Origin of the sequence: Streptosporangium sp. NPDC000396 (genome assembly GCF_042898655.1) — a bacterium.
Taxonomy (GTDB): Bacteria; Actinomycetota; Actinomycetes; order Streptosporangiales; family Streptosporangiaceae; genus Streptosporangium.
The window spans coordinates 113,689-139,205 of sequence record NZ_JBIAZA010000021.1 but is presented as its reverse complement, the minus strand read 5'-3'; the positions used below and the strand labels follow the sequence as shown (position 1 = coordinate 139,205).

At 68.7% G+C, this 25,517-nt stretch carries 24 protein-coding genes and 2 pseudogenes; 11 read left to right on the top strand and 15 right to left on the bottom strand.

The window, feature by feature from the left end:
* Positions 1-131: 131 nt before the first annotated feature.
* Entirely contained in the window at positions 132-626 is a 495-nt protein-coding gene (locus ACFY2X_RS30700; RefSeq protein WP_389944934.1) for a YajQ family cyclic di-GMP-binding protein, read from the top strand.
* A 160-nt stretch (positions 627-786) separates the two neighbouring features.
* On the opposite strand, the gene ACFY2X_RS30695 is transcribed toward ACFY2X_RS30700, so the two are convergent.
* Entirely contained in the window at positions 787-1,293 is a 507-nt protein-coding gene (locus ACFY2X_RS30695; protein ID WP_389944932.1) for a hypothetical protein, read from the bottom strand.
* Between the two features lie 425 nt (positions 1,294-1,718).
* On the opposite strand from ACFY2X_RS30695, the gene ACFY2X_RS30690 reads away from it, so the two are divergent.
* The 5 genes from ACFY2X_RS30690 to ACFY2X_RS30670 all read left to right on the top strand — a co-directional run bounded on the left by ACFY2X_RS30690 (position 1,719) and on the right by ACFY2X_RS30670 (position 6,527).
* Entirely contained in the window at positions 1,719-2,717 is a 999-nt protein-coding gene (locus ACFY2X_RS30690) for a hypothetical protein (protein WP_389944929.1), read from the top strand.
* A gap of 21 nt (positions 2,718-2,738) precedes the next feature.
* Positions 2,739-3,314 carry a pyridoxamine 5'-phosphate oxidase family protein gene (locus tag ACFY2X_RS30685; RefSeq protein ID WP_389944927.1) on the top strand — a complete coding sequence of 192 codons (576 nt, stop codon included), beginning with the start codon at positions 2,739-2,741 and terminating at the stop codon, positions 3,312-3,314.
* A gap of 78 nt (positions 3,315-3,392) precedes the next feature.
* Entirely contained in the window at positions 3,393-3,911 is a 519-nt protein-coding gene (locus ACFY2X_RS30680) for a SigE family RNA polymerase sigma factor (RefSeq protein ID WP_389944925.1), read from the top strand.
* Positions 3,908-5,059: a hypothetical protein gene (locus tag ACFY2X_RS30675; protein ID WP_389944922.1), complete on the top strand. Its 1,152-nt coding sequence runs from the start codon at positions 3,908-3,910 to the stop codon at positions 5,057-5,059. The genes ACFY2X_RS30680 and ACFY2X_RS30675 overlap by 4 nt, the downstream gene beginning before the upstream one ends.
* A 214-nt stretch (positions 5,060-5,273) precedes the next feature.
* Positions 5,274-6,527, top strand: a complete 1,254-nt coding sequence (locus tag ACFY2X_RS30670) for a hypothetical protein (protein WP_389944919.1) — start codon at positions 5,274-5,276, stop codon at positions 6,525-6,527.
* A 6-nt stretch (positions 6,528-6,533) separates the two neighbouring features.
* On the opposite strand, the gene htpX is transcribed toward ACFY2X_RS30670, so the two are convergent.
* The 8 genes and pseudogenes from htpX to ACFY2X_RS30630 form a co-directional block, all read right to left on the bottom strand.
* Positions 6,534-7,385, bottom strand: a complete 852-nt coding sequence (gene htpX, locus ACFY2X_RS30665; protein ID WP_389944916.1) for a zinc metalloprotease HtpX — start codon at positions 7,383-7,385, stop codon at positions 6,534-6,536.
* Positions 7,386-7,459: 74 nt separating this feature from the next.
* Positions 7,460-9,124 (bottom strand): NADH-quinone oxidoreductase subunit N, encoded by a 1,665-nt coding sequence (locus tag ACFY2X_RS30660; RefSeq protein WP_389944913.1) that lies wholly within the window; start codon positions 9,122-9,124, stop codon positions 7,460-7,462.
* A complete protein-coding gene (locus ACFY2X_RS30655) occupies positions 9,121-10,734 on the bottom strand; it encodes a NuoM family protein (RefSeq protein WP_389944910.1) in 1,614 nt (537 codons plus the stop codon). Before ACFY2X_RS30655 ends, ACFY2X_RS30660 begins: the two co-directional genes overlap by 4 nt.
* Entirely contained in the window at positions 10,731-10,913 is a 183-nt protein-coding gene (locus ACFY2X_RS30650; RefSeq protein WP_389944908.1) for a hypothetical protein, read from the bottom strand. Before ACFY2X_RS30650 ends, ACFY2X_RS30655 begins: the two co-directional genes overlap by 4 nt.
* Positions 10,910-12,871, bottom strand: coding sequence for an NADH-quinone oxidoreductase subunit L (locus tag ACFY2X_RS30645; RefSeq protein ID WP_389944905.1), 1,962 nt, complete (start codon positions 12,869-12,871; stop codon positions 10,910-10,912). The genes ACFY2X_RS30650 and ACFY2X_RS30645 overlap by 4 nt, the downstream gene beginning before the upstream one ends.
* Positions 12,872-12,987: 116 nt before the next feature.
* Positions 12,988-13,284, bottom strand: a pseudogene (nuoK, locus tag ACFY2X_RS30640) (NADH-quinone oxidoreductase subunit NuoK); the annotation flags it as partial.
* 1 nt (position 13,285) lies between these two features.
* Positions 13,286-13,822: an NADH-quinone oxidoreductase subunit J gene (locus ACFY2X_RS30635; protein WP_389944902.1), complete on the bottom strand. Its 537-nt coding sequence runs from the start codon at positions 13,820-13,822 to the stop codon at positions 13,286-13,288.
* Positions 13,819-15,033: a 4Fe-4S binding protein gene (locus tag ACFY2X_RS30630; protein ID WP_389944899.1), complete on the bottom strand. Its 1,215-nt coding sequence runs from the start codon at positions 15,031-15,033 to the stop codon at positions 13,819-13,821. The genes ACFY2X_RS30635 and ACFY2X_RS30630 overlap by 4 nt, the downstream gene beginning before the upstream one ends.
* Positions 15,034-15,278: 245 nt before the next feature.
* Here ACFY2X_RS30630 and ACFY2X_RS30625 point away from each other — a divergent pair, with 245 nt between their 5' ends.
* Positions 15,279-16,634: a serine/threonine-protein kinase gene (locus ACFY2X_RS30625; RefSeq protein ID WP_389944896.1), complete on the top strand. Its 1,356-nt coding sequence runs from the start codon at positions 15,279-15,281 to the stop codon at positions 16,632-16,634.
* Between the two features lie 59 nt (positions 16,635-16,693).
* On the opposite strand, the gene ACFY2X_RS30620 is transcribed toward ACFY2X_RS30625, so the two are convergent.
* Both ACFY2X_RS30620 and ACFY2X_RS30615 read right to left on the bottom strand, forming a co-directional pair.
* The gene (locus tag ACFY2X_RS30620; protein WP_389944893.1) at positions 16,694-17,536 is read right to left on the bottom strand and encodes an alpha/beta fold hydrolase; all 843 of its coding nucleotides are present in this window, start codon (positions 17,534-17,536) and stop codon (positions 16,694-16,696) included.
* Entirely contained in the window at positions 17,533-18,126 is a 594-nt protein-coding gene (locus ACFY2X_RS30615; RefSeq protein ID WP_389944890.1) for a TetR/AcrR family transcriptional regulator, read from the bottom strand. The genes ACFY2X_RS30620 and ACFY2X_RS30615 overlap by 4 nt, the downstream gene beginning before the upstream one ends.
* A gap of 450 nt (positions 18,127-18,576) precedes the next feature.
* Here ACFY2X_RS30615 and rsgA point away from each other — a divergent pair, with 450 nt between their 5' ends.
* The 4 genes and pseudogenes from rsgA to ACFY2X_RS30595 all read left to right on the top strand — a co-directional run bounded on the left by rsgA (position 18,577) and on the right by ACFY2X_RS30595 (position 22,286).
* Positions 18,577-19,668, top strand: a complete 1,092-nt coding sequence (gene rsgA / locus ACFY2X_RS30610; RefSeq protein WP_389944887.1) for a ribosome small subunit-dependent GTPase A — start codon at positions 18,577-18,579, stop codon at positions 19,666-19,668.
* A gap of 80 nt (positions 19,669-19,748) precedes the next feature.
* A complete protein-coding gene (locus tag ACFY2X_RS30605; RefSeq protein WP_389944884.1) occupies positions 19,749-20,261 on the top strand; it encodes a GNAT family N-acetyltransferase in 513 nt (170 codons plus the stop codon).
* A gap of 250 nt (positions 20,262-20,511) precedes the next feature.
* Positions 20,512-20,610 (top strand): annotated as a pseudogene (locus ACFY2X_RS30600) (heat-shock protein HtpX); the annotation flags it as partial.
* Positions 20,611-21,478: 868 nt separating this feature from the next.
* Positions 21,479-22,286 (top strand): IS5 family transposase gene (locus ACFY2X_RS30595; protein ID WP_389944881.1). Its coding sequence is split into 2 segments (ribosomal slippage): positions 21,479-22,033 and positions 22,035-22,286, totalling 807 coding nucleotides; the frame shifts between segments, so codons are not numbered across the junction.
* An 8-nt stretch (positions 22,287-22,294) separates the two neighbouring features.
* Here the strand turns inward: ACFY2X_RS30595 and ACFY2X_RS30590 are convergent.
* The 4 genes from ACFY2X_RS30590 to ACFY2X_RS30575 form a co-directional block, all read right to left on the bottom strand.
* The gene (locus tag ACFY2X_RS30590; RefSeq protein WP_389944878.1) at positions 22,295-23,233 is read right to left on the bottom strand and encodes a hypothetical protein; all 939 of its coding nucleotides are present in this window, start codon (positions 23,231-23,233) and stop codon (positions 22,295-22,297) included.
* Positions 23,234-23,381: 148 nt separating this feature from the next.
* Complete coding sequence (nuoH, locus tag ACFY2X_RS30585; RefSeq protein ID WP_389944875.1) at positions 23,382-24,335, bottom strand: NADH-quinone oxidoreductase subunit NuoH; 954 nt, start codon at positions 24,333-24,335, stop codon at positions 23,382-23,384.
* 118 nt (positions 24,336-24,453) lie between these two features.
* On the bottom strand, positions 24,454-25,014 hold the full coding sequence (locus ACFY2X_RS30580) for an NADH-quinone oxidoreductase subunit C (protein ID WP_389944872.1): 561 nt from the start codon (positions 25,012-25,014) through the stop codon (positions 24,454-24,456).
* A 20-nt stretch (positions 25,015-25,034) separates the two neighbouring features.
* Positions 25,035-25,517, bottom strand: a complete 483-nt coding sequence (locus tag ACFY2X_RS30575) for an NADH-quinone oxidoreductase subunit B (protein ID WP_221465986.1) — start codon at positions 25,515-25,517, stop codon at positions 25,035-25,037.

Here is a 25,517-nt window from a genome sequence, read left to right as displayed (position 1 = left end):
AGCCGATGCCGATCCATAGCATCTTCTCGTTCCCTTCAACACCATCATCTTGGTGTTGACGGTCACGTTCATCGTGAGCCGATAGACGAAGCGCTAGGGTCGACAAGAGAGCTAGAAAGGATAGTCGAGGCATGGCCGACAGCAGTTTTGACATCGTCAGCAAGATCGACCACCAGGAGGCCGACAACGCGCTGAACCAGACGGTCAAGGAGGTCGGGCACCGATTCGACTTCAAGGGCACCGGTGCGTCCATCTCCTGGACCGGTGGACAAAAGGCCGTCGAGATCAAGGCCAACAGCGAGGAGCGCGCCAACGCCGTCCTTGACGTGTTCAAGGACAAACTGATCAAGCGTGGGCTCTCGCTCAAGATTCTGGACGCGGATGAGCCCAAGCTGTCCGGCAAGGAGTACCGCCTCGTGGTCAACCTCAAGGAGGGCATCGACCAGGAGCACGCGAAGAAGATCTCGAAGATCATTCGTGATGAGGGGCCCAAGGGTGTGAAGGCCCAGATTCAGGGTGAGGAGCTGCGGGTGAGCTCCAAAAAGAGAGACGAACTGCAGGAGGTCATCGCCCTGCTCAAGGGCAAGGATCTGGAAATCGCCCTGCAGTTCACGAACTACCGCTAGCGGACGGGTGATCGAAGCCCCGGCCTGGGGTCAACGCCTTACTCCTTCGGGGGCACATCCGGGGCGTCCGGCCGGGGCAAGAGGTCTCCTGTGCCTCGGCCGGACGCCCCGGTGCCTCGGCCGGACGCCCGCTGACGAGACACTCCCCCGACGGAGCCGGTCATCCGCGAGGCGGGCGAGACGCGCTGCGGAAATAGGCGTTCGCCGCCGAGCTGAACATCAACGCCATGGCCGACAGGACAGCCGTGAGATGCACGATCCGGCTCCCGGCGAACACGAGCGTCATCGCGTCGGCGTCCGCGATGGCCTCGCCGACCGAATGCCCCTCAAGGAGCCACCGGATCGGGTCGATCACCAGCGAGAGGGTGCCGAAAACACCGAGGGTCAAAGCGAGAGCGATGCGCGCCCAGTTGCGGCCCTGGCGTAGGCGCACGGCCATGAAGATCGCCGCAGCGAAGACCGTCAGCCGGAAGCCCAGTCCCGCAGCGAGGCCGGTGAGGGAGGCCGACCCGTCGGCCAGCATGCCGGTAACGGCCAGCGCAGCCTCGAAGACGCCCGCTCCTACCGCGATGAACCAGAGTGCGGACGCGGTCTTGACGGTTTCGGGAATGGTTTCGGGAACGGTCAACGGACGGTTCGAGGGTTGCGGAGCGTACTGCGTTGACATGGATGACTCCCTGAGTAGCGGTGAGCGGTAATCCAGAGTCTTCACCGCACGCCGGGCCGGATCATGCCCGTCCGCACCCTGGTTTGAGGTAGGGCGGGCCTTACCGTCAGCCACTGCCGCTCAACCGCGAATCCGTCACAACTCAGGTCTGAGGGAACCGGCTCCGCCCGCGAGCGATCACCCCGGAAGTTCAGGCAACGGCCTCCTTGGACACGTGCCCGGCCTGGACAGCGTCATCGCTGCGTTTTCACAGGTCACCGCGTCGTTTCCCCAGCCTGTGGATGACGAGGTGCCTGGACGGACCATCACTGATCAGTGCAGTCTCCTCTGTCGCGCCAGGGGCCGCCCCGCGGAGGATGTGGCTGATTCGTGACACAACCTTTCGCATTCGAGCCGCATCTATCCGGATGACGAAAGGAACCTCAATGAAACCCCTGCGCGGATTCGCCGCACTCGCAGTCGCCGCAGCGGCTGCCACCATGATCGGAAGTCCGTCGGAGGCGAAGACGGGAGCCGCCTCCGACGACTCCGTCCGCTACGCATGGCTCAAGAGCTGCCCCAAGAAGGATTACACGATCCCCTGTGGCGACTGGACCTTGACCATGCGCAGCGGGAAGACCATCAAGCTGACCGACGCGCGGGTCTTCCCCAAGAAGGCCAACGGCAAGGTGGACAAGGAGACCAGCACCTCGCTGTCGGTCAGCGGCGACGGCCGTTTCGTGAGCTACCTCAGGGGCGACAAACTCGTCGTCCGCGATGTGAACAGCGGAAAGGTCCGCCCGCTCCCCGGTAAGGCCGCCAGCCTGCCCAAGCGGCTCGCTCAGGGTGCCCTGCACACCTTGTTCTCCCCCGACGGCTCGATCATCGTGATCGACTACTACGACGAGAACGACAAGCTTCCCACCCTGGTCGTCAACCTCAAGACCGGCAAAACGATCAAGCTGTCGTCGAAGAACAACGTGATGAGCTTCAGCCCGGATGGGGAGCACCTGCTGACCACCCGGGCCACCGATGACAACACCACCGTGTTCGCGGTCTTCGACGCCGAGGGCCATGAGACCGCGAGCCAGGTCGTTCCGCAGATCGTGTCCAACAACGCGCCGATCGCGCTGGCCGACGACGGGTCCACGGTGGCACTGATCGTCACCGGGGGGTCGAACAAGGCTCGCCTGCGCACCTACGACCTGTCCTCCGACACCGTCTCCGACGCGGTCCCGCTCAGCGTCCCCAAGGACGAGGGTCCGCAACAACTCGACTGGGATCCGGCCGGCACCCTCACGCTCTGGACCAACCGTGAGGGCTCGAAGGGCGATATCGCCTCCATCGTGAAGCGGACGGTGAACGCCGAGACCGGCGCCACCCACAAGCTGGACTCCTTCAGGGTCAAGAACGAGCCGTGGACCTGGTCACTGCCCGGCGCGTGACGACCATCTATCTTCCCTTCTATGGGGAAAATTCATGACAGGATCAACGACCGGCTGCGCACCTTCATCGAAGCGCAGCCGGTCTACTTCGTCGCCACCGCTCCCGAACAGGGTGGTCACGTCAACGTCTCCCCCAAGGGGTACGCCGACACCTTCGCCATTCTCGACGACACCACGGTCGCCTACCTCGATCTGGACGGCAGCGGCGTGGAGACCATCTCCCACCTCCGCCAGAACGGCCGCATCACGATCATGTTCTGCGCTTTCTCCGGTCCGCCCAACATCCTCCGCCTGTACGGCACCGGCCGGGTCGTGGTTCCGGAGAACCCCGACTTCCCTGAACTGATCAAGAAGTTCGGCTCGCATCCCGGCGTCCGATCGATCATCGTCGTCGAGTGCGACCGCATCTCCGACTCCTGTGGCTTCTCGGTGCCCTTCATGTCCTTCGACAAGGACCGGACCCTGCTGGACGAGTGGGCGGAACGCAAGGACGTCCAGCAGAAGCGCGCCTATCGCGCCAAGAACAACCGCGAGAGCATCGACGGCATCCCCGGGCTCTCCCCGGAAGAGACCAACCCGGTCGCGCAACATTCCTGACGATTCCCTGCGATCCCCGCGGAGGGTTCCAACCTCCCCGGCCCTCACCCGCGTTAAGACGTGTGAGAGGAGGCCGAATTGGATCGCTACGACGGCTTCCGTGAGTTCGTACACGCCCGCCAGCAGTCGCTGGTCCGGACCGCATACCTGCTCACGGGAGACGCCCACCTTGCCGAGGACCTGTTACAGAGCGTCCTGGTCAAGGTCGCCGGGCACTGGCCGAAGCTCCTGAAGCAGGGGAATCCCGAGGCTTACACCCGCAAAGCACTGATAAATCAATACATCTCCTGGCGGCGCCGTATCCGCAAGGAGTTTCCGAGCGCCGACCCACCCGAGCACGGGCACTCCCACGACGACTCCACGGTGAACCGGATCGTCCTGTGCCAGGCCCTCGCTCGCCTGACCCCCAAGCAGCGCGCCGTGATCGTCCTGCGCTTCTACGAAGACCGGAGCGAACGCGAGACCGCCGATCTGCTCGGCTGCTCGCTCGGCACGGTCAAAAGCCAGACCCACCATGCCCTCGGCCGTCTGCGCGTGCTCGCGCCCGAACTGGCCCATCTGCTCGACGAGGTCAAACCCCAGGAGGTGAACCGATGACCCGGCTACACGATGCACTGACCGAGATCGCAGGCGACGCCCCGATGGTGAACCTGGCCGACCGCGCGATCAGCGGGAGCAGGCGCAGGCGGCGGACGAACGCGATCCTGGCCGCCGCTGCCACGGCTCTCGTGGCCGTGCTCGGCACCGGAGTGGGCACCGGCCTGCTGCCGTCGCCCCTGTCCCGGTCCATCGCCGCTTCCCAGCACGGGCCGTACTGGTGGGAGATCGCATCCTCACCGCTACCGGACAGGGGCGTGACCTCGCTGAGCTACGCCTACCTCACCTCGTGCGAGTCAGCAGCCCCGCCGAAATGCAAGGGCCGCACGTGGCGGGTGGTCACCCGGGACGGCAAGACCTACGACGTGCCACAGGCGGCGGGGTCGTCCGGGTCCGCCACCGCCCCGCTGACGATCACCCCGGACGGCCGGACAATGGCCTACTACAGCCGCCAGGAGCAGACGTTCAAGGTGCGCGACCTGAAGAGCGGAAAGGAACTCACCGCTCCCATGAAGGTGCCACCGCGGCAACTGGACACCGAGACGTTCCTTCGGCTGTCGGACAACGGGCGCTACCTGGCGTTCACCGCGTTCAGAGGCGATAACCAGCCGGGCCTGCTGGTCGACATGCGCAACGGCGGAACCTCCACGCTCCCCGCCGGCTGGATGCCGGTGAGCATCGCCGACGACGGCGATCCCGCGGTGATGGTCAACTGGAAGGACACATCATCGCAGATCCTGCTCATGTCCCCTGGAAACAGGAAGCACACGGTCACCATCCCCCGCTGGAGCCAGGAGTTCAGCGCGCTCGCCCCTGACAAGCACACCATGGCCGAGATCGGAATGGACACGAAGACCAGGCCCATCAAGCAGGACGGCACGCTCCTCGTTTTCGACGCCGTGTCAGGCAAGGTCACGGCCAAGGTCGCGGCGCGTGGCCTGCCCGAGGACACCGTCATGCTCAGGCTGGGCAACTGGCTGAACGACACCGAGGTCGTGGTCCTGACCATACCGTCATCGGAGCCCCCCAGCCGGGAAGATTCCAGGACCGCCTACGCGATGAACATCAAGACCGGCCAGGTCCGCAAGCTGCAGACCTACCAGGTCCCCGGCGCTTACTTGACAGTCGTCCCGGGCATCGTCTGGTAACGGTACGGCCCGCCCCGGGCATCGCCAGGTGGCAGCATGACCCGCCCTCCGGGCATCACCAGGTGACGGTACGGCTCGCGCCCCGGCACGAGCCGTCTGCCGTTTCCTCCGGTCCACGGCCTGATGACACTCGCGGCGGCACCACGGACCAGGTGCCGGTGAGGCGTACAGTGGCCCGTAACCGATGGCCCCCCTGTCCGAGAGGGGGGTCTCGATGAGGTTGTTACGCTGGCCGGCTGCTCTCACCGGTGCGGCGGTCATGGTCGTGACTTCTTCGCTCCTCGAAAAGGACGGGTTCTCCCTTTCTCCGGTCGCGGCGGGGTCCTCGGTCACGATGAAGTCCCCGGTCACAGCGGGGACTCCCGTCACGACGGGGTCCCCGATCCCGGAGAGTCCTCCGGTCGCGGTGAAGGCCCCGATCACGGCGGGATCCCCGGTCGCGGCAGAGGCCGCGGTTCCGGCGGAGTCCCCGGTCGCCGTGAAGACCCCGATCGCGGCGGGATCCCCGAATGCGGTGGAGTCCCCGGTCGCGGCCGATGACGGGCAAGCCTCGCCTGTCTCGAACGCGAAAACGCTCTCGGAGCGGCGGTTCCCCCGCCGGGCGGCCCTGACGGCTCCCGCGCTGGATCTGCTGGAGGCCGGAGCTTCGGCGGTGGCTGGATGGTCTCCCGTCCGTTACGCGGGGCTGGCCGGATGCGTCTGCGCTCCATGGCGGCTCTGGACACAGGACGGCCGGATGGTCAGGCTCACCGACGCCCGGGTGTTCTCGAAGGGCAAGCAGCGGGTGCCGCTCGCCCTTTCCCCGGACGGGCAGCATGTCGCCTATTTCCTGCGGGAAGGCGGGGCCCTGGTCATCCGGGAGATGTCCACTGGGAAGGTACGCGAGGTGCCCGGGGTGACGTGGTCACCCGAGCTGCGCGGCACGCGGATCGATCTCGCTCCGGCCAGGCGCTACGTGGTCCTGGGCAGCGGGCGGGACAACACGGTCCTCGACGCCTACAGCGGCGAGGGCGCGGCGGTACCACCGGGGCTACGGCCGTGGAGTTTCAGCCCCGACGCCAGGTTCATGCTGGCCGTCGACGACGCCTTCAAGGCGGGGATCTACTCGACACCCGCCTTGATCGAGGTGGGACGCGTCCCGACAGGAGGCGCGCTCAGTCCGGGTGGCACGACCGTCGCCCATTTCACGAACGGCGACTCGGCCATCAGCCTGTGGGACGTGACCGACGGCGTCGCCGGGCGCGGGCCCATCGCGCTTCCCGCGAAGAAGACCCCGACCCGGCTGCGCTGGGACAGCAGCGGCAACCTCGACCTGCAGACGGTCGTTCCCCGCGCGACCGGGAACAGGCGCAGCGCCGTCTACGCGTGGTATCGGGTGGACCAGGAATCGGGCCGCCTCCAGAAGGCCGGCGCCTTCACCGTGCCCGGCTCCGTCTACAGCCCGATCGTCGCCGGGTTGAACCCCTGACCGGCGTCAACGGCGGTAGCCGGCCATCCGTTCCAGCCGGGCGACGCGGTCGGCGGTGGGCGGGTGGGTGGAGAACAACCGGCCGAGCCCGGCGCCCCGGAAGGGGTTGGCGATCATGAGGTGGGCGGCGGAGGCGATCCGGCCGTTCTCGGGGAGCGGCAGCTGCCGGGCGCCCATCTCGATCTTCCTCAGTGCCGAGGCGAGGGCGAGCGGATCGCCGGTCAGCCGAGCTCCGGATTCGTCCGCCTGGTACTCGCGCGATCGGGAGATGGCCATCTGGATCATCCCGGCGGCGACCGGGCCGAGCACCATCATGAGCAGGGCGCCGATGAAACCGGGCCCCTCGTCGTCATCCCCACCGCCGAAGAACAGGCCGACGTAGCCGAGATAGGTGATCATTGTGGCGAGCGCGCCCGCCACCGAGGAGATCAGGATGTCCCGGTTGTATACGTGGGACAGCTCGTGCCCGATGACCCCGCGCAGCTCTCGCGCGTCGAGGAGCTGGGTGATCCCGTAGGTCACGCAGACCGCGGCGTTACGGGGGTTGCGTCCGGTCGCGAAGGCGTTGGGCTGCATGGTCGGCGAGACATACAGCCGGGGCATGGGCTGGCGAGCCTCCGTGGAGAGCTCACGCACGATCCGGTAGAGGGTCGGCTGCTCGACCTCCCCCACCGGCCGGGCGCGCATGGCGGACAAAGCTATCCGGTCGGAGAAGAAGTAGGCGACACCGTTGGTGACCAGCGCGATCAGGATGGCGATCTGCATGCCGGCGCCACCCCCCAGCCATGCTCCCACCGCGATGATCACCGCGGACAGTGCGCCGAGAAGGACCGCGGTACGCAGACCGTTGTGGTGCACTGCACCCCCCTTTCGGTTGATGCCGATTCACCAATGCCAACGTCTCTGGCCAGGCTTGGCGTTCCCCAGAGTGTTCAGCCGGTAGCGATGAAGTCACCCGGCAGGAGGTCGAGCACCACCTGGGGGGCGATGGAGAACACCACCGCGACGACTCCCGCCAGCGCGATCGCCACGCCCACGGGCACCCACCCGGTACGGCTGCCGCCCGCCTCCGGGGTCACCCCGGTGCCCGCGACCGTCGGAACCGGAGTGAAGATCCGGGCGGTCCAGGCGATGTAGTAGTAGAGACCGATGACCGTGTTGACGGCCATCACCACGGCCAGCCACGCTCCGCCGCCGTCGACGATCTCGCGGAACACCACGATCTTGGCGAACAACCCGGCCAGGCCCGGCGGCAGGCCCGCCAGGCAGATCAGGAAGAAGGCCAGCGCCAGCCCGGCAGCCGGGCTGCGGAACACCAGCCCCCGGTAGTCGTCCAGCTCGCCCCGGACGCCGCGCCGCGACACCAGCATGACCACCGCGAACGCTCCGATGTTCATCGCCGCGTAGAACACCAGGTAGGCGATCGACGCGCGCATCGCCTCATCACTCCTGACCCCCAGGGGGGCGAGGATGTAGCCCGACTGCGCGACCGAGGACCAGGCGAGCAGGCGAACGGCATGGCGCTGGCGCAGAGCCAGGAGATTGCCGACGGTCATGGTCAGCGCGGCGATGATCGCGATCAGCGGAGCCCAGACGGCGGCCTGGCTCCGCAGAGCGTCCACCAGGATGAGGATCAGCCCGGCGAACCCGGCGGCCTTGGAGATCACCGAGAGCAGGGCCGCGACCGGAATCGGGGCGCCCTGGTAGACGTCGCCCGCCCACGCGTGGAACGGCACCGCCGCGACCTTGAAGGCGAATCCGGCGAGGACCAGGACCACGGCCACCGTGATCACGGGCGGCAGGTCATAGTCGATCGTGAGAGACGAGGCGTAGGCCTCGGAGGGTGCGCCGACTCCGAAGCTCGCCTGGTTCGGACCGGGGCCGCTGACGGACCAGGGAGTGCGCTCCCGCAGGACCTGGGCCAGCCGGTCGAGATAGACGGTCCCGGTCATGCCGTACAGGAGGGAGACCCCGAAGAGCATCACCGCGGTGGAGACCACGGAGACCAGGAAGAGCTTGACCGCGGCCTCCGAGCTCCGGCCGTCGTAGCGTTTGAGCGCGGTGAGCGCGAAGACCGGCAGGGAGACCAGTTCCAGCGCGACCACCAGCATGACCAGGTCTCGGGAGGCCGGCAGGGCGACCGCGCCGGCCAGCGTGCAGAGCAGCAGGAAGTACCACTCGCCGGCGGGGATGTCACCGGAGGAGAGCTCGGCCATCGACAGCAGCACCACGACGACCCCGGCGGCCAGCGCGAGCCCCGCCAGGACCAGTGTGAAGTCGTCGACCACGAACGAGCACGGAACCGCGGCCGTCCCGGCGCTCCCCGACGCGGGGGCCTTGAGGTCCGGCATGCCGTGCCCGGCGGGACTCAGCAGCCCGCCGGGCACGCAGAAGGTTCGTAGCGGATCTCCGGCCCGCATGGCCTGGGAGATCACCATCCCCAGGGCGCCGAGCACTCCGGCCATGGTGGCCGCGCCGAGCACGGGGCGGGTGGAGGGCCTTCGAGGCAGGAAGACGTCCAGAAGCAGCACGAGGCCCGCGGTGAGCGCGAGGATCACCAGCGGCGCGATCGCGTAGTAGTCGATCGACTGGATCACGGCGCCCCCATGAGGGTCTGGACCACCGGGTCGGTGACGAGGAGGAGCGCTTTCGGCCAGAGTCCGAACAACAGGATCAGCCCGACCAGCGGCACCCAGGCGGCCAGCTCGTAACCGGTGACATCTGGCATGCGCGCCGCCCCGGCACCCCGCTTGACCACCGGCCCGCTGCCTCCTCCCCCGCCCACCGCGGCGAGCACCGGGGCCTGGATGGTCTCGGTGGCCCGGCCATGGGTGACGCGGGAGAGCATCACCAGGAAGTAGGCGGCGGTCAGGACGGTGCCGAGACCTCCGACGGCCATGAAGGTCAGGTAGAGGGAGCGGGACAGGCCCTCGGCCGGCTGGAAAGCACCGAGGAGGGCGAGCATCTCGCCCCAGAAACCGGCCAGTCCGGGCAGCCCGAGGGAGGCGATGCAGGCGAAGGTGAGCAGGGAGCCGAGGTGGGGCAGGCGCGCCAGCATGCCGCCGCCGAGCGCGGGTATGTCGGCGGTGCCGTAGCGCTCCTTGATCGCTCCGACGATGAAGAACAGCAGGCCGGTGATCAGGCCGTGGGCGATGTTGCCGAACAGCGCGCCGTTCATCCCGACCGGGGTGAGCGTGGCGAAGCCCAGGAGGACGAAGCCCATATGGCCCACGGAGGAATAGGCGATCATCCGCTTGAGGTCGCGCTGGGCGAGGCAGGCGAGGGAGCCGTAGATGATGCCGATCACCGCGAAGGCGCCAAGCCAGGGAGCCACGGCCGCCGCACCGCCGGGCAGGATCGGGATGGCGATACGGGCGAAGCCGTAGGTGCCCATCTTGAGCAGGACACCCGCCAGGAGGACCGAGCCGACGGTGGGCGCCTCGGTGTGGGCGTCGGGCAGCCACGTGTGCAGTGGCCACATCGGGCTCTTGACCGCCAGGCCGAGGCCGACGGCCAGGAAGGCGGTGATCTGCACCGCACGGGACATGCCCGTTCCCTGACCCCGAGCAAGAGCGATCATGTCCAGGGTGCCGGTCTGCGCCCAGATGAGGAGCAGGCCGAGCAGAAGGACGACCGAGCCGAGCAGCGTGTAGAGAATGAACTTGATCGCCGCCGCCCGCCGGCCGCGTCCGCCCCAGATGGCGATCACGAAGTACATCGGGATGAGGACGACCTCGAAGAACACGAAGAACAGCAGCAGGTCCAGTGCGAGGAAGGTGCCGATCATGCCTACTTCGAGGATGAGCAGCGTGAACACCAGGGCCCGGGGACGGTTGCCGCCGGTCTTGGAGCACAGCAGCTGTCCCGGCCCGTCGGCGCGGCCCCAGCACAGGTAGACGAAGCAGAGGAAGGTCAGCAGCGTGGTCAGCACGACCAGAGGCAGCGAGATCCCGTCCACCCCGAGGTGGAATCTGAGATCCAGCCCGGTGGCCCAGGCCAGATCCGTCGAGAACTGCACCCGGGCCGCGGCGCCGTAGTCGAATCCGGCCGCCAGCACCACGGACAGCGCGAACGCGATCCCGGACACGGCCATGCCGTGGATCCGGAGCAGTCGCCCCCGCGCCGCGGCGTCCGGCTTGGACGGCGCGAGCAGCACGACGGCTCCGGCCAGTGGCACCGCGAGCAGCGCGATCAGCACCCAGTTCATGATCCGGCCACCTCACCCGGTGTCAGGGTCGTGATCCGGCCGGCCTCGTGCAACGCGATGAAGATCGCGTCGGCCGGCGCGTCACCGCGCGGCGTGACAGAGGTCGCGCGCATCGACGCGTCACCGCCGGACGGATCACCGGTGACATCGCGACGGCCGAGAACAGCGGCAGGGCTCATCCGAAGATCACCGCCCCGATCGCGATGAGCAGCACACCCGCGAAGAGACCGGTGAGGTAGAGCTGTGCGTTGCCGTTCTGCGCCAGGCGCGCCAAGCCCGCCAGGCCCACGGTCGCCCGGCCTGAGCCGCGCACCGCACCGTCCACCACCCTGTCGTCGGCGCGGACGACCAGGCGCGCGAGGCCCAGCACCGGCTGGACGAACAGCGTGCGGTAGACGGAGTCGACGTAGAAGGCCCGCTCGCAAGGGGTGCGGAAGGGGCCGAGCATACGGGCGGGGTCGCTCAGGGGGTCGCTGCGCCACACGGCGTAAACCGTGCCGGCACCCAGCAGCGCCACCACGACGCTGAGGGCGGCCGTGCCCCAGTGGACGTCGGCGATGCCGAGAAAGCCCAGGAGCAGGGCGGGCACGGCGAGAACCACGATCGGCCAGCGCATGGTGGCCGGAGCCTCGTGGGTGTCGATGACGTGGGCCGTGCCTGGCGCGGGCTCGGGGAGGGCGACGGCGGGACGCTCTCCGAAGAAGGTCAGCAGCCACGCGCGAGTGGCGTAGGCGCCGGTCGCCGCGACCGTGGCCAGCGCGCAGCCGTACAGCAGCAGCGCTGCCGCGTCGGTGAGCGGCCCGGCGGACAGAGCCCGCTCCATGGCCACCAGCACCTCGTCTTTGCTGAAGAAGCCACTGGCCGGGGGGAGCCCCATCAGGGCGGCCAGCCCGATTGTCATCGTGACGAAAGTGACGGGAAGCTCCCGGCGGAGACCCCCCATCTCTCTCATGAGGTTGGAGCCGACCGCGTGGATCACCGCTCCGGCGCAGAGGAAGAGCAGGGCTTTGAACGCACCGTGGGTGATCAGATGGAAGATCGCGGCGTTCCGGGAGCCTGCGGCCAGGGCTCCGGCCATGTAGGCGAGCTGGCTGATCGTGGAGTAGGCGAGGACGCGTTTGATGTCGTCTTGCGCCAGGGCGGCCAGGGCGGCCCCGAGCATGCCAAGTGCGGCGATGACCGCCAGCACGTCCAAAGTGGGGCGGGAGCCGAGAAAGACCGGGTAGAGGCGGGCGACGATGAAGATTCCGGCCGCGACCATGGTGGCCGCGTGGATGAGAGCGCTGATCGGGGTCGGGCCCGCCATCGCGTCGGGAAGCCAGGTGTGCAGCGGCACCTGGGCGCTCTTTCCGGCGACCCCGGCGAGCAGGAGCATGGTCGCGGCGATGATCGTGCCGGAGGACATCTCCGGGACCTTGGCGATGACGTCGGTGATCCGGAAGCTTCCGGCCGCCGTGCCGAGGACGAAGATGCCGAACAGGAAGCCGACGTCGCCGATCCGGGTGACCAGGAACGCCTTGACCGCCGCCCGGGAGTTGGCCCGGTCTTCCCACCAGTGCCCGATCAGCAGGTAGGAGCACAGGCCCATGATCTCCCAGCCCACGTAGAGGACGAGGAGGTCGGCCGCGTAGACGACCAAAAGCATGGCGCTGGTGAACAGGCTGATGAACGCGCTGTAGGACGGGTAACGCCGATCGCCGCTCAGATAACCGATCGAGTAGATCTGCACGGCCAGTGCGACCACGGTCACCAGCACCGCGACCGCGGCGGAAAGGCCGTCGACGAACAGCCCGACCGAGATCGGCACCGACCCCGTGTCGATCAGTGTCCAGGTGTCGGTGATCGCACCGTGGAGGAGACCGCCCTCGGAAGACGGGTTCGGCCCGGGAGACGGGTTCAGGGCGGCGGGCACGGAGCCGTCGGGGGAGGTGGGAACGCCTTGGCGAAGGAAGAACATCAGCCAGATCGTGAGCACCGTCGAGATCGCGGTGGGCACGACCGCGATCCAGGCGGCCCGGCGGTTCGCGGCCAGGTCGGCGGCTCCGCCCCGGAGACCTCGGGGGAACCGGGAGCCCAGAAGCCCGGCGACCGCCGCGGCGAACGGGAGCAGGATGACGAGTGCTGCCACAAGGATCATGGTGTGTCACCCGGCCCGGTCGCCGGTCCGGCCACGGCCTGGGCCGGGTCTGCGGTGGCATCGTGTGACCCGGCGGGGGCCGGATCCTGATCCTGATAGTCGCCGGTGGGTTCGGCCAGGGCACGGAGACGGTCGAGGTCGACGGTCTGGCGGTTGCGGTAGAGCGCGAGGATGATCGCGAGGCCGAGGCCGACCTCTGCCGCGGCGATCACGATGACGAACAGGGTGAGGACCTGGCCGCCGTGCAGCCGGTCACGCAGCCACACGTCGAACGCGACCAGGTTGAGGTTGACCGCGTTGAGCATGAGCTCGACGGACATCAGGACGAGGATCGTGTTGCGGCGGGCGAGCACGCCGTACACACCGATGGAGAACAGCAACGCGGAGACGATCGCCGGATAGACGACGTGCACGTCAGTCCCTCCCCCGGATGTCGGTGCGGGACAGGACGATGGCACCGATCAAGGCGGCCAGCAGGAGGACCGAGAGCGCCTCGAACGGCAGCACCCACGTGCGGAAGATGCTGGAGCCGAGCTCTCTGGCCGAGCCGTTGCCGGCTTCCAGATGGGCGTAGGCCGTGCGGAAGCCGTCGACGACCACAGTGATCAACACGACGGCGGTGGTGAGCGCCACGATCGCGGCGGCCGGCCGGTTACGGCTGTCGAGGTCGGCGGTCCTGCCGATCGGGGCGCGGGTGAGCATGATGCCGAACAGGAGCAGGACGATGACCGCGCCCACATAGATCAGCACCTGCACCCAGGCGACGAACTCGGCCGTCAGGACGAGGTAACACCCGGCGAGCGCGCCGAAGGAGACGACCAGCCAGAGGGCGGCGTGGACGAGTTGTTTGGTGGTCACCACCAGCAGCGCCGACCCGACGGCCACCGCGCCCAGCAGCAGAAAGACGATCTCCTGCCCGGTCGGTGACAGATAGGACGGCACTTCGGTCACTTCTCCTCCTCGGGCTCTCCGCTGGGCTCCGTGGAAGGAGTCTGCCCCGGCGGGCCTGCCGCCGGGGGCACGCCACCTTCACCTGTGGACAACTTTTCGACAGATGGCTTGCCTGTGGATGAGCCGTCGTCCTTCTTGGGAAGGGCGCCCGGTGGCCGGATGGCCCGCACGCTCGCGTGTCCCGCCGAGGCCCTTCGCTCCGGTCTCGGCGGCCTCCGGTCGGAAGGCGGCTCGGCCGCGCCGCCGGGCCTGCCGGTCACACCTCTCGCGCCTCCCGCCGCGGCGGCGCCCGGCGCGACATCGCCTCGCGCGGTGCCGCCCTCCGTGCTCTCCCCGGACGTGGTGCCGACCTCCCCGCGTTCCCCGGACATGGTGTCTCCGGGGGACGCGGTGTCTCCGGGTGTGGCGGGTGAGCCGGGGGCGGTGCCGGAAGAGGCCGGGGCCGGGCCGGTCGAGCCGGAGGGGGCGTCAGGCACCGGTTCCGGTGCGCCAGGCCCGCCTTGCCCGCCTTTCGTACGGCCCGCCGCGGCGCCAGCGGCCGGTGCGGAGGACGTGTCGGAACCCGGGACGGCCGGTGCGGAGGGCGCATCGGAATCCGGGACGGCCGGCGCAGAGGACGCGTCGGCGGACCCGCCCGAGGCCGGAGAAGCCGGACCCGCGTCCGCCGCACCCGCGCCGGGAACCGGACGAGTCACACCACGACCCGCCCCACCGGGCCCGGCCGCCGGACGAGTCACGTCGCGGCCCGCCCCGCCGTTGCCGGGACGGAGGGGGCGGGAGGCGGCCGCGAGTTCCTTGGGAGGGTCGGCGTTGGGCTCGTGGGCCGGAGGCGGGGGGACTGTCTGGGCCCAGGCGGCCAGCTTGTCCTTCTCATGGATGAGGTTACGGATGTCGCCTTCGGCGTACTCGAACTCCGGAGACCAGAACAGGGCGTCGAACGGGCAGACCTCGATGCAGATCCCGCAGTACATGCACAGGGAGAAGTCGATCGCGAAGCGGTCGAGCACGTTGCGGGCCCGAGGACGGCCGCCCTCGGGAGCGGGAAGGGTCTCCTTGTGGGAGTCGATGTATATGCACCAGTCGGGACACTCACGGGCGCAGAGCATGCACACCGTGCAGTTTTCCTCGACCAGACCGATCACTCCCCTGCTCCGAGGGGGCAGGTCCGGCCTGACCTCGGGATATTGCTGGGTCACCGACCTGCTCAGCATGTGGCGGAGGGTGACGGAAAGCCCCTTCGCCAACCCCACTCCTGGTATCCGTGCCACAACTCAACATCATGACGCATAGGGATGCGCTCGGGAATGCGGCGGTCCCGGGAACGTACGATCCCCAGACATCCCAAGTTATCCACAACAGTTATCCACAGTCTGTGTGTTCGACTACCGGGCCTCAACGGCGGAATCGATATGGAAGGAGACTGCAGGAGCCACAAGAAATACGTATTGTTCGCGACATGTCCCACCAGTACGGCCCGACCTGGCCCCCGCAACCGCCCTCACGATCCAACACGGGCTGGAGCGTGGTGTGGACATTGGTGCCCCTGTTCACCTGCGGCATCGGGACACCGTTCATCATGGCCCACGCCGCCCACCGGCTGCGGAGCCCGGCACTGGTCTTCGCGGCCGTCATCTACGGTCTCGGCATCGGGCTGTTCGTCGCCAGCACGGGAATCGACGAGAACATTCATCCGGTCCCGGTCTGGCTGGAGGCCACGTCGTCGATCGGGCTCTTCGGCAGCTGGCTCGGCGGGCTGGGCCACGCGCTGATCATCAGGGGAGCGGTGTTCCGGCAGCACACGCCCCCGGTCCCCGGCCCTCCGCCCATGCCGGTCCCGGCCCCGGCCCCGGCTCCGGCTCCGGCGATGCCGTACCCGGCCACCCCCACCATGCCCTCGCAGATGCACCTGCCCGCACCCCGGCCCCAGACCCACCACTCCCAGGCTCATCACGCTCAGATCCACCATGCTCAGATCAATCACGCCCAGACCCACCACACCCGGATCCAGCAGCACACCGGGATCCAGCACACCCAGTCCCCCCAGGGCTGGCTGGGGCCGTACCGGCTGATCGGCAACCTGGGCAAGGGCGGGCAGGGAACGGTTCATCTCGCGCTCACCCCTCAGGGCCAGAAGGTGGCCATCAAAGTCCTGCACGAGCATTTCAACCACAACCACGTGGTCCGGGAGCGGTTCCTGCGAGAGGTCGAGGCGACGCGCAGGGTGGCGACGTTCTCCACGGCCCGGGTGCTCGACGTGAACATCAACGATGACCAGGCATACATCGTCAGCGAGTATGTGGACGGCGTCTCCCTGGAGCAGCTGATCCGCGAGCGGGGCCCGCACAACGAGGACGGGCTGACCCGGCTGGCCCTGTCCACGGCGGGCGCGCTGGCCGCGATCCACCGAGCCGGCGTGGTGCACCGGGACTTCAAGCCCGCCAACGTTCTGATCGGCGCCGACGGGCCACGCGTGATCGACTTCGGCATCGCCCGCGCTCTCGACCAGGTCACCGCGACGTCGGGCAACATCATGGGCACCCCCGCCTACATGTCGCCGGAGCAGCTCGCCGGAAGCACCGTCGGCCCGGAGTCGGACGTGTTCAGCTGGGCCGCCACCATGATCTTCGCGGCTTCCGGCCGCGCGGCCTTCGGCGAGGACACCATCCCCGCGATCCTCAACCGCGTGCTCAACCATCACCCGGACCTGTCGGCGCTGCCCCAGTCACTGCGTCCGCTGGCCGCCGCCTGCCTGGACAAACAACCCGCCAACCGGCCCACGGCCGCCGACATCATGCTGCGGATCGTGCATTAGAACACCCCTGTCACGGCGTGCGGCGGCAGGTGGTGCAGATCCCCGCCCCGCGGGCCCTGCTAGGCGCTCAGCACCTTGCGGAGCAGCTCGCCGAACTCGGCGGGGTGTGTGCTGAGGCCCGTGTGCCCGCCGGGGAAGTGGACGAGCTCCGTGCCGAACCGCTCGGCCAGGAAGGCGGCGGGACGGTATGGCAGTTCGCCGCGCGAGTCCGCTCCGCCCGCGAGCACGAGCCGCTCCGACAGGGCCTTCAGGCGATCCACATCCGGGGCGTAGGCCATGAAGCTCGGCACGATACGCCCGAGAAAGTAGGGCATGTTCGCCATCGTCCGCTCAGCTCGCGCCGCCGCCTGCGGCGGCAGCTCGGTGGCTGCCCCGGCCTCGACGGGGTCTTCGGCGCCGGGGCGCCTGAGGCCCGCCGCGAACTCGGCCACCGCGGGCATCAGCCCGTCCCGGTGGAACGTGTCCTGGACGCGGGCAAGCAGCGCGCGATGCTCGGTGGCGTCTGGCAGCACCTCCACCACCGGCGGCTCGTGCGCCACGACGCGGGCGATCCGCTCGGGATGGGTGGTGAGCAGGTCCAGTGCGACGATCGCCCCTGAACTGCAGCCGACCACGTAGGCGGGCGTGTCCGGAGACAGCAGCTCCAGCAGCCGGAACGCGTCGTCGGCATGCTGCGCGACCCACTGTCGGGCCTGCGGGTCGTCCAACGGGCTGCGGGACAGGCCGCGCGGATCGTAGGACGCGACCGTGTGATCGACGGCCAGCTCGTCGGCGACACCGTCGAAGGAGGCCGCGTCGCCCGCGCCTCCAGGGATCAGCAGCAGGAGCGGGCCGCTTCCGCGCACCTCGTAGCGCAGGGTGGCGCCGTCCACACGCAAGCGGCCGATGGTCGGACTGGTCATGACGGGTCTCCTTCACGGGGTGTGGGCCAGCGCTCCAGGAGGGCGTGCAGGGCATCGAGGCAGCGGACCCACGAGTCCTCCACCGAGCGCGCGTGCGCGAACCCGCCCGCGGCCTCAAGGCTGATGAAGCCGTGGAGCATGCTGCGCACCAGCCGGGCCGCGTCGGTCAGGTCGGGCTCGTCCAGCGCGTAGGCGCGGAGCATGCTGTAGGTCAGCTCGACCGCGCGCCGTGGCCCGGACGCCCGGGCCACGAGCTCGGCATCGATCTCTATCGGGATCTGCGTCGCCGTGTATCGGCCCGGATGATCGTGGGCGTATGCCCGGTAGGCGTTCGCGAACGCCACCAGCGCATCCTTTCCGGCCCGCCCGGCAGTGGCCTCGGCGATGCGGATGGTCTTCTCGTCCGCCGCCAGCAGCGCGATCCGACCGCGCAGGTCCTCAAGGTTGCGGACGTGCGCATAAAGGCTCGCGTCTTTCACCCCGAGTCGTCGCGCCACCGCCGACATGGTCACGCGGTCAAGCCCGACCTCGTCCGCCAGTTCGGCACCGGCGAGCGTCACCCGGTCCGCCGTCAACCCGGCCCGCGCCATACGCGCACCGCCCTTCTCCTAGAGTCACTCAACTAAAACTAATACCATTAGATTATTCCTTAGGTCCTAAGGATCGCAAAACGAGTCGCACACTGAGCAAAGGGCCTGCCAGGCCGGACCGGGGCGCCCTCGGCATGCCTACCGGGGTGGTCCGATCGCCTTCGCCGCCCACCGCTACGGCGACCTCGGCCGGATATGACCAGCGCTCCCGGCAGGAGGGCGTTGGGTCGCGAAGAGTGCTACGGTGTCGGGCATAGATGTCGGATACGGATGAGAGGGAGGTGAGGTTTGATGATCGCGGTGAAGACCGCTGCCCTGTGCAGCGCCCGGACCATCCTCACGTCCCGGGCTCCGGTCTGACCCACTCCTGCCCTCCTGTCACGAGCCGCCCGGCTCACGGTGGGTGACGCCTGAGTCTTGCCGGGGTCCCTTCCCGCAAGGTATTTCACGTTGAAACCTTCCACGGATTTCTCCGTTTCCGCCGGTGTCGACCTGTCCTCGTACGGCTGGACGCCGGCGCTCGACGATGTCTTCGCCGGCCACCGCAGGGCCGGCCTGGTACCCGCCCGGATCGTGCGCGTGCATCGAGGCTCATGTGACGCGATCACCGCGCACGGCCCGGTCCGGGCCACCATGTCGACGCCGCATGCCACCGATCCCCTGGCCGCGCCGTGCACCGGCGATTGGGCGGCGCTACGCCCCGGCCGAGAGCCCGAACTGGTGGCCCTCCTCCCGCGGCACAGCACGATCGTGCGCTCGTCGGCGTCACGTACCTCCCACGGGCAGGTACTGGCCGCCAACGTCGACACCGTCGTCGTCGCGGTCTCCCTGGCCGCCCCCCTGAACGCCGCACGGCTGGAGCGCTTTCTCGCCCTCGCCTGGGCCAGCGGCGCGCAGCCGTTGATCGCCCTGACCAAGGCCGATCTGGCGGCCGACGCCGCCGCCGCGCACGCCGAGGTCAACGCGCTCGCCCCCGGTGTCGCCATCGTGGTCACCAGCGCGATCACCGGCCACAACGTCGACGTCCTGACCGCCCTGCTGGGCGACGGCACCACGGTTCTGCTCGGCCCCTCCGGTGCGGGCAAGTCCACGATCGGCAACGCCCTGCTGGGCCAAGAGCTGCTGGCCACCGGCACGGTACGGGCGCAGGACGGCAAGGGCCGTCACACCACCGTCCGCCGCGAGCTGGTTCCCCTGCCCGCCGGGGGTGTGCTCATCGACACCCCTGGGCTGCGCGCCCTCGGTCTCCATGACGCCGCCGACGGCCTGGAGCAGGTCTTCGCCGAGATCGAACGGCTCGCAGAGAGCTGCCGCTTCGGCGACTGCACCCACGACATCGAGCCCGGCTGCGCGGTACAGGCCGCCATCCAGGCGGGCGACCTGGCCGAACGCCGCCTGGCCAGCTACCGCAAACTCCAGCGCGAGACCGCCTGGCAGGCATCACGCACCGACGCCCGGCTGCGCGACGAGCGCGTCAACCGGCAGAAATCCATCACCAGCCATCTCCGCGCCACCTACAAGTTCCGGGACCGGCAGCTGTGAACGAGCGTAGCCACCCGAGCACGGGCTACTCCCCGGCCAGCCGACTCCCGACGACCGCAGAAACGGACTCCCGCACCATCATGACCACCCCTTGGATCACCCGTCCCGAGACCGACGCCGACCGTGATCGGATCCGCGAGGTCAACCTCGCCGCCTTCCCCACCCCGCATGAGGCCGGCCTGGTCGAGGCGCTGCGCACCGACCCGGCGGCCTGGCTGCCCGGCCTCTCGTGGATCGCGCAGCGGCCCAACGGTGCCATCGCCGGGTTCGCGCTGCTCACGCGCTGCCACGTCGACGGCTTCCCCGCCCTCACCCTGGGCCCGTGCGCCGTACAACCCGAGCACCAGCGGAGCGGCGCCGGTTCGGCGGCCATCCGCGCCGCCCTGGACGCGGCCCGGCAGCAGGGCGAGAACCTGGTCCTTGTGCTCGGCCACGCCGAGTACTACCCACGCTTCGGTTTCGTCCCGGCCTCGCGCCATGCCATCCGACCGCCTTTCGACGTCGAGGACCAGTACATGATGGCGCTCGTCTTCGACGACACCCGGCCCGTGCCGTCCGGCACCATCCGCTACCCGGCCGCGTTCGGAGTCTGATCCCGTCGGCCATACGGCGGGCGCCTGGCCAATGCCAAGGCCGGGCGCCCGCCCACGCCGGCCGGACTCGTCGTCGGCCAGTCGCTTACCGTCGATTACGGCCACGAAGCACTAAGACCTTGTCTTGGATGGCGTAGCAGCAGGAGGTGTTCTCCTCCATCGCGGTGACCAGGCCCGCCTCTGCGAGGCGGGCGGTGGCGGCGGTGACCTCTTCGGTGCTGACCACCTCGACGCCGAGGTGGTCCAGGCGGAACTGGACGACCCCGCCGGGCAAGGGGTGCAGGCCGTACGCCCGATCCGCGACGCGATCGAGGCCCGGGTCCGCACCCTGATCGCCAGCCTGACCTGACCGTGACGGCAAAATCCGGTCCGATCCTCCCCGAAGGCCAGTCTGTGAGATGTGCTGTGACGATACCGGGTAAGTGATCTTGAAATGTGGAGGCTGCGCCGATGAGAAGGGTGCTTCCCGGAAATCGAGCGATTACGAGCAGATCCGTTCGGCAGAGGAGGTCAGAACGCCGCCCACTGTGTCAGTGAGATCCGCCCGGCGGGCGGCTTGACCAGTGCTTGGACGGGTCTGCGATCAAGCCGGGCGCGCCTCGCCCGTCAAGCCTTCTCCCTCACCTTTCTTTTGGGTATCGCTCGGGTCTGGCCTTACGTTCCGACGTCGGCCGACCGGCAGGCACACCGCACTCGCCAGCCAATCACCCGCCAGCCGCGTACTTAACTTCACAGGACAGAACAGCTAGTGGATGACTCATCGAACTCGCCCTCCTCCAAACCCCATCGTGCTTCCCCCTCAACGAGCAGGCCTGCCGCGGGGCGGCGTAAGGCTCGGCGGAACCCGGCCACCTCTTTGGAGGCGCCGCCCCGAGTGAGCAGCACCAGCCAGCCGAACACTCTGACCACCAGCAGATACAGAAGGCGAAACAGCGCGAGAGCCGAGCCTAGAAGACCAGGTCAGCCCCTCATGGCCAGTTTCTGGCACCGGACAGGCTTTGCGAGTGCTTGGGCGGGTCTGCGGTCAAGCCGGGCGCGGCCCGCCCGCCGACCCTTCCGTCGGGCCCTTCGCTTGGACCTTCGGCGGGTCCGGCTTGGCCGGACCCAACCGACCGCGCAAACCGGTGCGTTTCGCCAATGCCGTTCGCCCGGTGGCGGCCCGAGAGCGAAGGAGATTTAGACCGTGATTTGATTGGTGATCGCTCGCTAGATCGATCATGGAAGCATTCCTAGATCGACTGGTTCCCGACGAGTTATGGGAGCTGTTTCAGCGCGTGATGCCACCGCCTCCGAAGCGGCCGCAAGGTGGTGGCCGACGGCGAGTCGACGACCGCCTGATCCTGGCAGCCATCGTGTTCGTGGCTACCACGGGCTGTACGTGGCGGCAGCTACCACCGGGCTTCGGCGCTTCCTGGCAGACGGTGCATCGCCGCTTCGCCGACTGGAGCAGGGCCCGGGTGTGGGCCAAGCTGTATCGGGTCATCCTGGATGAGCTCGGTTCCTGCGGCGAGTTGGACTGGTCGCGGTGCGTGATCGACTCGGCCAGTGTGCGGGCGGCCAAAGGGGGGGAGCTGACGGGTCCGAATCCTGTCGATCGCGGCAAGAAAGGGCCGAAGATCCACTTGATCACCGAACGGACCGGCCTGCCGATCTCTGTCGCGATCAGCGCGGCCAACACCCATGACAGCCTGGCGTTGGAGCCGCTGGTGTGCAGCATTCCGCCGATCCGCTCCAGGCGCGGGCCGAGGCGTCGCCGGCCGGGCAAGCTCCACCGGAGACAGGGGCTACGACTACCCCCATCTACGGGCCTTCCTGCGCGGCCGCGGCATCGTTCCGCGTATCGCCCGCCGAGGGATCGAGACCAGTCAGCGACTGGGCCGACACCGCTGGGTCGTCGAGCGGACCGTCTCCTGGCTGGCCGGTTGTCGCCGTCTACACCGCCGCTACGAGCGCCGGGCCGACCACTTCGGTTCCTTCGTCGCGATCGCCGCAGCCCTCATCTGCTACCGCCGACTCACCAAATGAGACGGCGTCTAAGGGACCGCGTCCTTCACCCGGGCCGTCAGATCGAGATACTCCCCGCGGCTCAACGTGCGGGTCTGGAGATCGAGCCCGTTCCGTACGGCGAAGCGGCCCACCTCCTCGGGATCCCAGCGCCCCGGCAGGTGGAACAGCCCGTCCCCGACGATCAGCCCGGTCATCCCGGGCTCCGCCGAGTAGAGCAGCAGCCTGGACGCGTCGATCTCGCGGGTCTTGCGCTCGGTCTCCAGCAGCAGCCGGCCATGGACCACCACCAGACGGCAGTGCGGTTTACCGTGCCGCCGCACCACCCGGTCGTCGGTGATTCGGTTGCGGGTGCGCCGCCGGCCGACCCCGATCATGACGACGGCTCCGGCGACGCTCACCGTGGCCAGGGCCAGGGCCGCGACCCCCAGCGGGCCCATGCCCCGGGTGACGTCGCCTCCGGAGCCCGTCATGTTGACGATCAGCAATGTCGCGAAGGCGATGCCGTAGACGAGCACCAGCCACATGAGCCCGTAGAGCAACTGCTCGCGCCACCAGATCCTCGGCGAGCCCACGGGCGGCCGCAAGCTCCTCACCCCCGGCACGCGAAGCCGCGGCAGCGCCGCGGGCGGCATACGCCAGGTCACCACGTGCCACCCCGGTGACCTGCGGGCGAGCGCGACCCTGGCCTCCTCCCCCGTGGCGAAGCTCCGGACCTCGAACTCCAGGCCGTTGTCCCGGGCGAAGGCCTCCACCTCGCCGCGCGAACGGGAACCGGGTGCCTCCATCATCACCAGGCCGGACTCGTCCAGCACCGCCAGGCCGTACCGCGTCCTGCCCCTTCCCGGATAACCGAAGAAGAGCAGCGTGCTCACCCGGTCCGGGCCGACGAGCGGCAGCCGTACCGGCGGATGCTCCGGCACCTCGACGACCAGATCGTCGTGGTCCACGGCAAGCGCGAGGGTCATACGTTCCGTCCTTGACCTGTGCTGTCACATAGGGGTATTCCTCCTTGCCCAGCGTGCACGCTTCGAACTTCGGACCGGCCCGCGAAACGAACGCGTGTCCCCAACCGGCCACGACCGTGCCCACCGGAGGTCAGGTGCGGATCGGGGGTCAGCCCATGAGGACCTTGACGACTCCCGTCAGCGCCAGCTGAAGCAGCGCCAGCGGCACCAGGCCCACCCAGGTGAGCTTCTGAAGCTGGTCCTCGCGGAGCCGGGGGTAGCTCACCCGGACCCAGATCACCACGAACACCAGGACGAACACTTTGATGAGCATCCACACGGGCCCGGGCAGGAACGGCCCGTGCCATCCGCCCAGGAACAGCACGCTGGTGAGCGCGGAGACCACGATGATCCCGGCGTACTCGGCCAGCATGAAAAGGGCGAACCTCATCCCGGTGTATTCGGTCATCGGACCCATGATGATCTCGGAGTCCGCGATCGGCATGTCGAACGGCGGGCGGCGCAGCTCGGCGAGCCCGGCCGTGAAGAAGACCACGCCGCCGATCGCCTGCCAGGGCAGCCACCACCACTGCCAGGCCTCCACGATGCCCGGCAGGGAGAGCGTGCCCGCCGCCATCGCCACGCTGGAGGCCGCCAGGACCAGGGGCAGCTCGTAGGCCATGAGCTGGGCCGCCGAGCGCATCCCGCCCAGGAGCGAGTATTTGTTCGCCGACGACCACCCGGCCATGATCGAGCCGAGCACGCCGACCCCCATCACGGCGAGGACGAAGAACAGGCCGACGTCCAGGTCCACGCCGACCAGCCCCGGACCGACCGGGATGACGACCATCACCAGGAGATAGGGGATCAGCGCCACCCAGGGCGCCAGGGCGAAGACCCGGCGGTCGGCGCTGGCCGGGATCACCGACTCCTTCTGGGCGAACTTGACCCCGTCGGCGATCAGCTGGGCCCAGCCGTGGAATCCCCCGGCGTACATGGGGCCGAGGCGCGCCTGCATGTGCGCCATGACCTTGTGCTCGGTCTGCCCGGCGACCAGCGGCAACACGAGAAAGACCGCGATGATCGCGGCGAGCCGGACAACGACGTCGAGCACCTCAGCCATCACGCCTCCCATCGGCGGGCCCCTCAGCCATCACGCTTCCCGGCCTGTGGACTCCTCAGCCATCACGCTTCCCAACCGGCGGCCCTCTCGGCCATCGCGTCCCCAGTCGGCGGGTCCCTCAGCCATCGCGTCCCCAGTCGGCGGGTACCCCGGGCGGGAGCGTCTTTCGGCGGCTGGGCGAGCCATGGTCGGACTCGCCGGGTTCCTTGGCCCCCGGCCAGGCCTTGGCGACCCGGGAGGCCAGCACGAAGTCCTTGCGCAGCGGGAAGCCCTCGAAGCCCTCGGGCAGCAGCAGCGGGACCAGGTTCGGGTGCCCCTCGAAGATCACGCCGAACATCTCGAAGGTCTCGCGCTCGTGCCAGTCGGCGCCCCGGAAGACACCGACCGCACTGGGCAGCCGGGGGTCGGCGCGCGGGACCCGGGTGCGCAGCAGGAGGTGTCCGCGCGAGGCGGGGGCGAACACGTGGGCGACGACCGAGAACTCGTCCGGCGGTTCGTCCACACCGGTCAGCCAGTCGAAGAACTCGTAGCCCTCGGAACGGGCGAACCCCAGCAGGTCGATCCAGTCGCCCGCCGGGACGTCCACCGTGATCTCGCCGAACGACTCCGACACCTGGGCGCGCGTGCCGTACCGCTCCTGGATCGCCTCGGAGATCGTCCTTCCCTCACCGCCGCTCATGGGCTCAGCTCCTCGCAAGGTCAGACATAGCGGTCGCTCAGGTTCTCGGCGGCGATCTTCTCCTGCAGCATCATGATGCCGTGGAGCAGGGCCTCCGGCCGGGGCGGGCAGCCGGGAACGTAGACGTCCACCGGGATGATCTGGTCGACGCCCTTGGTCACGCAGTAGGAGTCCCAGTACGGCCCGCCGGAGTTGGAGCAGGCGCCGAAGGAGATCACGTATTTCGGGTCGGGCATCTGCTCGTACAGCCGTTTGACCGCCGGGGCCATCTTGTCGGTCACCGTGCCCGAGACGATCATCAGGTCGGCCTGCCGGGGACCGTTGGCGAACGGGATGACCCCGAACCTGATGAAGTCGTGCCGGCTCATCGAGGTCGCGATGAACTCGATCGCGCAGCAGGCCAGCCCGAAGTTGAACGCCCACAGCGAGTAGCGCCGTCCCCAGTTGAGGATGAAGCGCATGGGCTTGGGAGCCAGGCGGGAGACCGGGCCCACGGTGGGCAT